The organism is Streptomyces sp. NPDC058674 (assembly GCF_042716505.1).
Taxonomy (GTDB): Bacteria; Actinomycetota; Actinomycetes; order Streptomycetales; family Streptomycetaceae; genus Streptomyces.
The window spans coordinates 23473-32499 of record NZ_JBHXSC010000074.1 but is presented as its reverse complement, the minus strand read 5'-3'; the positions used below and the strand labels follow the sequence as shown (position 1 = coordinate 32499).

Sequence of the window (9027 nt, the reverse complement as noted above, 5' to 3'; positions counted from 1 at the left end):
CCCCTTAGGGCCGCGGGTCAGTGGTGCGTGCCGGACTCCGGCGAGTGCCGGCCCGAGCCCGCCAGCCGGCCGGCCGGCCGGGTTAAGCCCGGCCGGCCGTTGGCGCTATGACTCCCGGATGAAGGCGCGCACCAGCTTGCAGGTGACGTTGGACGGCCGGTGGATGCCCGTCCGGACCGCCATGGTCCGGATCTTCCGGTTGGTGGCGCGCCGTGCGTCGTACGTGCCCGAGTCGAGCAGGGATATCGCCAACCGCATCGCCTTCAGACGGCGGTTGTGGCTCTCGTACCACTCGCGGGGCAGGCCCGCCGGCAGTGGCTTCTTCTTGACGTGCCGGACGGTGGTGGCAGTGGCCATCTACAGCCTCCCAAACGGTAGTTGGCTTCCTGTCGTTCTTCCTCGATTTTACCGGGGACCACTGACAAAAGCCCCTGGCCAGACCGGCTCCGCACCCCGGGAGAGACCTTAGGCTCGGGGCATGGAGATCTGGATCAATCCCGACTGTTCCAAGTGCCGTGCCGCACTGACCCTGCTGGACGCGGAGGGCGCCGACTACACGGTGCGCCGCTACCTGGAGGACGTGCCCTCCGAGGACGAACTCCGCGAGGTGCTCGGCCGGCTCGGGCTGGAGCCCTGGGACATCGCGCGCGCCTCGGACCCGGCGGCCGGGGAGGCCGGTCCGGGGCTCCCCGCGGACGGAGCCGCGGGGAGCGGGCTGCCGCGCGAGGAGACCGCTGCCGCGCGCGACCGCTGGATCGCCCGCCTGGCCGCGCACCCGGAGCTGATCCAGCGCCCGATCATCACCGCCGAGGACGGGACGGCCGTCATCGGCCGCTCCGAGGCGGCCGTCCGGGACGCCCTGTCCCGCAAGGCCTGATCCCGGGTACGGGCCCGCGCGCCGCGCCGCTGCCGTGGAGCGGGCCCGCGGCGCCCCGCGCCGTCATCGTGGAGGACGACCACGGCGGGGAGTTCCGCTACGACCGCAGACCGGTCGGCACCGCACAGGGCCCGGCTCCGGGGCACGTACCGTCGGCGCCGGCCGCGCCCCGCGAGGCCCTGGCGGACGTGCTGGCGGACGCGCTCCGGGAGGGGTCCGGGCGCCGGGGCACTGACCGCGCCCTCACACGGGATCTCGCTAGGGTGACGGCCAGCGTCAAACCGGCCCATAGCAGGACAGAGGACCCCGCGTGTACCAGCAGCAGCGCCCGCAGCCCCCGCCCGGCGGGGCAGCGCTCCCCCCGCCCCGCCGGAGCGCCGACTGGATGTTCGGCGGGGTCTACGGGACGGTCCTGGCCAGCGCCCTGCTCGCCGCGCTGGACCAGAAGGGCGGCGACTACACGCCGTTCTACGACGCCAGCTGGGTGCTGGTGACGGCGGTCGCGGCCGGCCTCGCGCACGGCTACTCGCACCACATGGCCACCCGTCGCGCGGGCGGCTCCCGCCTGCGCTGGCGGTTGCTGTCGCTGGCCCTGTGGAACGAGTGGCCGATGGTCGTGGCCACCCTCCCCACCGTCCTGCTGCTGGTCGCCGCCGGGGTCGCCGGCTGGGAGCCGTACGGGGTGACGGCCGTCGGGCTCGGCCTGAACACGGCACTGCTGTTCGGCTGGGGCGCCTTCGTGGCGCTCCGGGTCGGCTACCGGATCCGCTCCGCGCTGCTCACCGGCGTGGCGGACGCCGCGATCGGCCTGGCCGTCATCGTGGCGAACGCCCTCATCAAGTAGCCGTCACTCGGCGGGGAGCTGGGCCTCCGCCTCGGCCAGGACCTCGGTGAGCCGGGCCCCGAACTCCGCGTCGCGCGCGTCCGGCACCCCGGTGCGGGCCGCGGTGAGCAGCGCGTCCAGGGCCCGGCCGTAGGCGCCGGGCACGTTGCTCCAGTCGGGCAGCCGGTATACGCCCTCGGACCCGCGCAGTTCGAGTCCCACCCCGGCGGCGGCCTGTGGCGCCCCCAGGCAGAGCACGGCGGTGCTGGCGGCGCCGGAGGCGTGCCGCAGCGCCAGCTGGACCACGTCCGAGGGGCCGCGGGTGGCGCTGACGGAGGTGACGTCGCCCAGGACCGGGATCAGGACGGACAGGGCGTGCGGGCCGACGTCCCACAGCCCGCCCTTGGCCTTGCGCCAGGGTGAGTCGGCGTACGCGCTGGGCGCGCCGTCGGGCGGGAAGACGGCGCCGAGCCAGTGGGCGGCGCCGGTGAACCACCCCGAGCGCCCGGCCTGCTCCTCGACCCAGCCGGCGGTGGGCTCGGCGAAGCGCAGGGTGAGGAAGACGACGGAGGCGACCTGGTGGAGGCGCGCGGCCTCGGCGACCGCCCGGGCGTCCCGGGCGGTGGTCGCGACGGGCTTGTCGAGCAGCAGGTGGCAGCCGGCGGCGGCCGCGCGCACGGCGAGCGCGGCCTGTACGTCCGGCGGCAGGGCGAACGCCACGGCGTCGCAGTCGGCGAACAGCGCGTCGGGGTCTTCGTACACCTTCACCCCGTACGCGTGCGCCAGCTCGGCGGCCGCCTCGGGCCGCCGCCCCCACACTCCGGCGAACTCGGCGTCCGGGTGTGCGGCGAGCGCGGGGGCGTGGGTGCGGTGCGCCCAGGGACCGGTGCCCAGCAGTCCGACCCGGGGCCGGCGGCCTGCGGGGGCCGGGCCGGCGGCGGGTTCGGCCAGGCCTTCGGCGGGGTCTCCGGCGGGGTTCACATCAGACGAAATGCTCACCCGAACAGTCTGCCCCACCCGGGCGGGCGCCCGGCAGCCAACCCGCACGACCCGCCCGACCTGCGGTGCGAACCTCGGTAACACGGGGTTCACACACGGGCAACGGAAGGGAAATCGCGGGCGGGCACGCTGCGGTCATCACCGCAGCGATGAAGCAGCGACCAGCAGCACCCGCAGAGTCTGAGGATGGGGCCCGTGAGCTACAAGGCTGAGTACATCTGGATCGACGGCACCGAGCCGACGGCGAAGCTTCGCTCCAAGACGAAGATCCTCGGCGACGGCGACGCGCTGCCGATCTGGGGCTTCGACGGATCGAGCACCAACCAGGCCGAGGGCCACGCCTCCGACCGCGTCCTCAACCCGGTGTTCTCCTGCCCGGACCCGATCCGCGGCGGTGACAACGTCCTCGTGCTGTGCGAGGTCCTGAACATCGACATGACCCCGCACGAGTCCAACACCCGGGCCCTGCTGCGCCCGGTCGCGGAGAAGTTCGCCGGCCAGGAGCCGATCTTCGGCATCGAGCAGGAGTACACCTTCTTCGACGGTGCGCGTCCGCTCGGCTTCCCGGTCAACGGCTTCCCGGCCGCCCAGGGCGGCTACTACTGCGGCGTCGGCTCGGACGAGATCTTCGGCCGCGACATCGTCGAGAAGCACCTGGACCACTGCCTCGCGGCGGGTCTGGCCATCTCCGGCATCAACGCCGAGGTCATGCCGGGCCAGTGGGAGTTCCAGGTGGGCCCGGTCGGCCCGCTGGAGGTCTCCGACCAGCTGTGGATCGCGCGCTGGCTGCTCTACCGCACCGCCGAGGACTTCAACGTCTCGGCCACGCTGAACCCGAAGCCGGTGAAGGGCGACTGGAACGGCGCGGGCGCGCACACCAACTTCTCCACGAAGGCGATGCGCGAGGACTACCGCGCCATCGTCACCGCCTGCGAGGCGCTGGGCGAGGGCAGCAAGCCGCTCGACCACGTGAAGAACTACGGCGCGGGCATCGACGAGCGCCTGACGGGTCTGCACGAGACGGCCCCGTGGAACGAGTTCAGCTACGGCGTCTCCGACCGCGGCGCCTCCGTGCGCATCCCGTGGCAGGTGGAGAAGGACGGCAAGGGCTACATCGAGGACCGCCGCCCGAACGCGAACGTGGACCCGTACGTGGTGACCCGTCTGATCACGGACACCTGCTGCACCGGCCTGGAGAAGGACGGCCTGGTCTGATCCGTCCGCCCCGCGGCCGCACCGCCGACGCCCGCGGACGCCCGCCGAGCCCTCCGGGGCCCGGCGGGCGTCCGCCGTCGACGGCCCCGCCTGAGTGCGGGACGCGGGACGATCGTGCCCGCCATGCGGTACGGGAGACCGAACGGTGCGCACGGAAGCGACCCGGGCAGCATGGATGTTGTCGGGAATATGACGGTGTGACACTGACATGAACACTGAATATGAGATTCCGCTCCACGGTGTGAGACGGGACCTGCCCCGGGGGGCCGGCATCTGCTTGAATGTGCGCATGGCCAGCCACTCGCACACCTCGTCAGGTCGCAGGGACCTCGAGCCGTTCTGGCCGTCCCGACAGGACCATGATTTCGACCGGGTGTGTTGCCGCGCGAAGAACGCGCCGGCCCTCTAAAGCCTCCGGGACCTCCCACCAGAACTCCCCGGGGCCTTCGGTCTGCGCGGTACCGACATCGATGACGTACGCACGTCTCCTGCCGACTACTCCGCGTGAAAGAGCTGACCACTCATGGCCAACACCCGTTCCCTCACTTCCGCCTCCCCCGCGCCCCTGACCTTCCCTCCCAGTCCGCGCCACCGGCTGCGCGCCGTGGAGCGGGACGAGGTCGCGCGCGTGGTCGACCTGCTTCCGCCGGGCGCCACCTGGCTGCCCGCGCCCCAGCACACCCTGCCGACCCTGCCGGGCCAGCCCCCGATGGTCGGCTACCTGGTCCTCGTGCCCGCCGACCAGCAGCCGCCGGTCGCCTTCGCCCCGCACGCCGTCGCCGCCCCCGCCCCGCGGGCACCCGAGGACGCGGCCGGACCGGGCGGGGACGCACTGGTGCGGATCGACGCGGCGCAGCGCACCGCCGAGGTCGACGGTGCGGTGCTGGACCTGACGTACCTGGAGTTCGAGCTGCTGGCCCACCTGGTGAAGCACCCGCACCGGGTGCACAGCCGGGACCAGCTGGTGACCACGGTCTGGGGCTACGGCCACGTCGGTGACGGCCGGACCGTGGACGTGCACATCGCCCGGCTGCGCCGCAAGCTGGGCGCGGCCCACCGCGGCGCCATCCAGACCGTGCGCCGCGTGGGCTACAAGTACGCGCCCTGACCGGCCCGTCGAACGGAGCGGTGGGCCCGCACTCCCGGAGGGGAGCGCGGGCCCACCGGCCGTTCGGAGGGTTCTGGGCCCTAGGCCGTCTCGGCGGACCGGGCACGGCGCCCGGCCGCGAAGCCGAGCACCGCGTCGACCGCGAGGAAGGCCACCAGGCTGATGCCCAGCATCGGGATGAACCAGCCGACCACGGCGGTCACCGCCGCCGCCGGGAGCAGCACGGTCACCGGCAGCTTCCGCCAGGCCCCGCGCGGCTGGGCACGGCCCACCGAGAGCCGCCGCTCCCGCGTCGGCCGGCGCAGCCACCACATCCGGTAGCCCCAGACGACGAGGAACATCACCGCGACGGCGAGTGCGGCCAGGGCGAGCTGGTTGGCGAGCCCGAAGGTCAGCCCCATGTGCAGGTCGATGCCGAAACGGGTCAGCTGGGCGAGCAGCGGGTGTTCGGCGAAGCGCAGTTCGTCCATGACCCGGCCGTCGGCGGGGTCCACGGAGACGGCGTCCAGGTGCACCGGCACCTGCTTGTCCTTCTCCTTGATCACGTACCCCTTGCCCGGGGTCGGCAGGGTCACCTGGAGGGACGCGGTGACCCCGGCCGCCCTGGCGGCGGCCACCGCCCGGTCGATGCCCACGTCGGCGGTGGGCGCGGGCGGCGGCATCTGCGTGCCGTCGGTCATCACGTGGCCGGCGTGCTCGTCGCCGGCGCCGGCCGGGCCGCCGTCCACCGCGGCCGAGACGGCGGGGGTGGCCCCGCCGAGGCGGTCCTGGAGCCGCCCGATGTTCTCGCCGGCGTACCGCGACCAGGTCAGACCGGTGGCGGAGAGCACGACGAGCCCGGCGACCGCCCACAGTCCGACGGTGCCGTGCCAGGACAGGGTCCGGCGGCGGCCGGTGGCCTTGCGGTCGGGGAGGACCAGCTCCGCCTTCCGCTTGCGGCGGCGGCCCATCCACAGGGCGAGTCCGCCGAGGGCGACCACCCACAGCCAGCTCGCGGCGAGTTCGCTGTAGTTGCGGCCGAAGTCCCCCAGCTGGAGGTTGGCGTGGAACTCGCTCAGCCAGGCCCGCAGCGGCAGCGCGTCGCCGACGGTGGCGAGCTGCCCCCGCACTTCGGCCGTATACGGGTCGACGAAGACGGTGAGGGTCTCGCCCTCGGGGAGCCCCCGGCTCTCCATGATCACCCTGGTGGTGGATTCCGCATCGGGCGCCGGCCACACGGACACGACCGTGCCCTGGGGCGCTGCGCCCCGGGCAGCGGCCACCTGGGCGCTGAGGGCCAGCGGGGCGTCGCCGACGCGGGCCACGGTCAGCTCGTCGGCGTACACGACGGACTCGGCCTGCCAGGAGGCCGCGTAGAGCAGTCCGGTGGCGGCGGCCGCGAACAGCAGCGGGGCGATGAGCAGGCCCGCGTAGAAGTGCAGGCGCAGCAGCAGGGGCCGCAGGGCGGCCCATCCGCCGCGCCGGGGCGGATCGGCGGGGGGTCGGTGGTCGGCGTCCGGGGTGCGGACGTCCTGAACCTCGTCAAGGGACATGTGGGGTCCTAGGTGTTGGCGAGACATGGGGAAGCGGCCCCGGGTCTCGCCCCCTCGAAGAGGGAGGGTGCGCCGTCAGGCGCGGGCAGGACGGCCGGGGGCCGTGGCGCGGAAGGCTCGGCCCGCGGGGGGCCCGCGCCGGACCACGGCGTGGGCGTGCACGGCCCCGCGCAGCCGGCGCGGCCGCTCGTACGGAGGGCAGTGGGCGCGCGGGGGCGGCAGCAGGGCCACCCGCGTCCGCAGCAGGACCAGCGCGCGGGCGAGTGGCCGGGCGGCGTGCAGGGCGGCGGTCCCCAGCGTCCGGGCCAGCCGGAACACGGCGGCTTCGCCCCGGGCCAGCCAGGCCGCGCAGAAGAGTGCGGCGAGGACGTGCGCGGCGATCATCCCGGCTCCGCCGTGCCCGGCCATGGAGCCCATGTCCGCGAGGGAGCCCAGGTCCGCGAGGGAGCCCGGGTCGGAGAGGGCGCCCGGGTCGGGGAGGGAGCCCGCGTCCGCCGCGGAGCCCGCCTCCGCGCCCGTGCTCGCTCCCGCGGCCGTGCTCGCTCCCGCGCCCGTGTCCGCCGCCCGGGCGGCCCCGGCGGCCGGGGCTCCGGCAGCGGTGCCCGCGCCCGGGCCCGGGACGTGGTGGTGGCCGTGTCCCGTCGCCGCGGCGGGCGGCGCCAGCGCGGCCCCGCTGCCGGTGAAGGCGAGGTGGAGCGCCCCCTGGGCGGCGAGGACCGCCGCGCCGATCGCCACCGGGCCCCGGCGCCGCCCGGCAGCCAGCCAGGCGAGTGCGCCGACCAGCCCGAAGGCCCCCAGAAGGGCCGTCTTCGGAACATCCGTCCCGGACATGGACGAATGCCCGACCGCGCCCAGCGCGACACACACCGCCGCGAACATCGCGGCCCGGGTGACGCGCATCGGCGCGGAGTTGTGTGACATGACCGGGCCATGTTCCCACGGGGCCCGGTGATGCCCGCCGGGGGCCGGTATCCGATCATGTACGGGTGAATCCACTGCCATGGCCGCCACCCCTGAGCACGGCGTACGCGGGCGGCGTGCAGCTCGGCTCGTACGCCCTGGAGCGACTGGACGCGCCGCGGCGGGACCGACTGCTGCGCAGCTGCTCGACGAATGTCGACAATCTCGACGCCGGACGCTGGGATACCCTCCTGACCAGCGCTTTCGTCGTCGAGGAGCCGATGCCCCTGCCGTACGCGCTGCTGCTGGTCGCCGTCCTGGGATACGCCGAGTACGCGTACGGCGCCTGGTGGACGGCCGGGGTGTTCCTGCTCGGGCACGCCTCGGCGACCCTCCTCGTGTACGGCGTGCTGCGCCGGACGGCCGAACCGCGGACCCGGCGCGCCCTGGACGTGGGGACCAGCTACGGCTTCAACGCGGTCCTCGGTGCCCTGACCTCGGCGCTGCCGCGCGGGACGGTCCGCACCGCGGTGCGGGCGGGGCTGCTGATACTCGCGGCCGCCCCCGTGGTCACGCGCGGGCGGACCTTCACGGACGCCGGCCACCTGGTGGCCCTCGGGGTGGGGGTGGGCCTCTCCCTGGCCGTCGATTGCCTCTCCGGGGCGAATCCGAGCAAAATTACCCGAACCATCGCATGACATGGGCAACCGGATGCTTTGACCCGCGCCCGCACCCTTCGCAGCACGTTGGAGCCGACACGATGACCGCCACCCCCGCCACCTCCGTCGCCAACCTCCGCGACCTCGGCGGCACCCCGCTGTCCGGCGGCCGCTCCGTCCGCCCCGGACTGGTCCTGCGCTCCGGCCAGCTCGACCGCCTCGACCTCGACGCCGACCCCGCGGTGGCGGCGCTGGGCCTGCGCACGGTCATCGACTTCCGCACCGACGCCGAGCGCGCCGACCACCCCGACCGGGTCCCGCCCGGCACCCGCCTGCTGGTCGCCGACGTCCTGGCGGACGCGGTGCACTCCGGCCGGATGCCCGCCGCCGCACAGCTCAAGGACCTGCTCCGCGACCCGGCGGTCGCCGAGGAGCACCTGGGCGGCGGCAAGGCGCAGGTCCTCTTCGGCGGCGTCTACCGGTCCTTCGTGCACTCCGGGTCCGCGCAGGCCGCGTACCGGCTGCTGCTGACCGAGGCCGCCGACCCTGCGGCCGGCCCGCTCCTCTTCCACTGCACGGCGGGCAAGGACCGCACCGGCTGGGGCGCCACCGTCGTCCTGTCGCTGCTCGGCGCGGACGACGAGACCCTGATGGCCGAATACCTCTCGGTGAATCCCGCGGTCAAGCAGGCCTTCGCCCCGATGATCGAGGGCTTCACGGCGGCGGGCGGCGACCCGGACATCGCCCTCGCCCTGATCGGGGTCTTCCCCTCCTACCTGGGGGCCGCGCTGGACGAGGTGGAATCGCGCTACGGCTCCATGGAGAAGTACGTGCGCGAGGGGCTCGGCGTCCCGGACGGCACGGTCGAGGCGCTGCGGGCCCGGCTGAGGGCCTGAGGACCCGGCGCCCCGGCA

At 74.5% G+C, this 9027-nt stretch carries 10 protein-coding genes; 6 read left to right on the top strand and 4 right to left on the bottom strand.

Features of this window, described 5'->3' with window-relative positions:
- Positions 1–105: 105 nt before the first annotated feature.
- Complete coding sequence (locus ACFWU6_RS28720) at positions 106–357, bottom strand: hypothetical protein (protein WP_383805695.1); 252 nt, start codon at positions 355–357, stop codon at positions 106–108.
- 121 nt (positions 358–478) lie between these two features.
- Here ACFWU6_RS28720 and ACFWU6_RS28715 point away from each other — a divergent pair, with 121 nt between their 5' ends.
- Positions 479–877, top strand: coding sequence for an ArsC/Spx/MgsR family protein (locus ACFWU6_RS28715; protein WP_383983824.1), 399 nt, complete (start codon positions 479–481; stop codon positions 875–877).
- 310 nt (positions 878–1187) lie between these two features.
- A complete protein-coding gene (locus ACFWU6_RS28710; protein WP_383805699.1) occupies positions 1188–1721 on the top strand; it encodes a hypothetical protein in 534 nt (177 codons plus the stop codon).
- A 3-nt stretch (positions 1722–1724) separates the two neighbouring features.
- On the opposite strand, the gene ACFWU6_RS28705 is transcribed toward ACFWU6_RS28710, so the two are convergent.
- A complete protein-coding gene (locus tag ACFWU6_RS28705) occupies positions 1725–2651 on the bottom strand; it encodes a Gfo/Idh/MocA family protein (RefSeq protein WP_383983830.1) in 927 nt (308 codons plus the stop codon).
- Between the two features lie 243 nt (positions 2652–2894).
- Here ACFWU6_RS28705 and glnII point away from each other — a divergent pair, with 243 nt between their 5' ends.
- Positions 2895–3914 (top strand): glutamine synthetase, encoded by a 1020-nt coding sequence (gene glnII / locus ACFWU6_RS28700; RefSeq protein ID WP_383805701.1) that lies wholly within the window; start codon positions 2895–2897, stop codon positions 3912–3914.
- Positions 3915–4437: 523 nt separating this feature from the next.
- Entirely contained in the window at positions 4438–5022 is a 585-nt protein-coding gene (locus ACFWU6_RS28695; protein WP_383983822.1) for a winged helix-turn-helix domain-containing protein, read from the top strand.
- 80 nt (positions 5023–5102) lie between these two features.
- Here ACFWU6_RS28695 and ACFWU6_RS28690 read toward each other — a convergent pair whose 3' ends face one another.
- Both ACFWU6_RS28690 and ACFWU6_RS28685 read right to left on the bottom strand, forming a co-directional pair.
- On the bottom strand, positions 5103–6554 hold the full coding sequence (locus tag ACFWU6_RS28690; RefSeq protein ID WP_383983820.1) for a PepSY-associated TM helix domain-containing protein: 1452 nt from the start codon (positions 6552–6554) through the stop codon (positions 5103–5105).
- 75 nt (positions 6555–6629) lie between these two features.
- Positions 6630–7475, bottom strand: a complete 846-nt coding sequence (locus tag ACFWU6_RS28685) for a hypothetical protein (RefSeq protein ID WP_383983818.1) — start codon at positions 7473–7475, stop codon at positions 6630–6632.
- Between the two features lie 65 nt (positions 7476–7540).
- On the opposite strand from ACFWU6_RS28685, the gene ACFWU6_RS28680 reads away from it, so the two are divergent.
- Positions 7541–8152 (top strand): rhomboid-like protein, encoded by a 612-nt coding sequence (locus tag ACFWU6_RS28680; RefSeq protein ID WP_383983816.1) that lies wholly within the window; start codon positions 7541–7543, stop codon positions 8150–8152.
- A 62-nt stretch (positions 8153–8214) separates the two neighbouring features.
- Positions 8215–9009, top strand: coding sequence for a tyrosine-protein phosphatase (locus ACFWU6_RS28675; RefSeq protein ID WP_383983814.1), 795 nt, complete (start codon positions 8215–8217; stop codon positions 9007–9009).
- Positions 9010–9027: the final 18 nt, after the last annotated feature.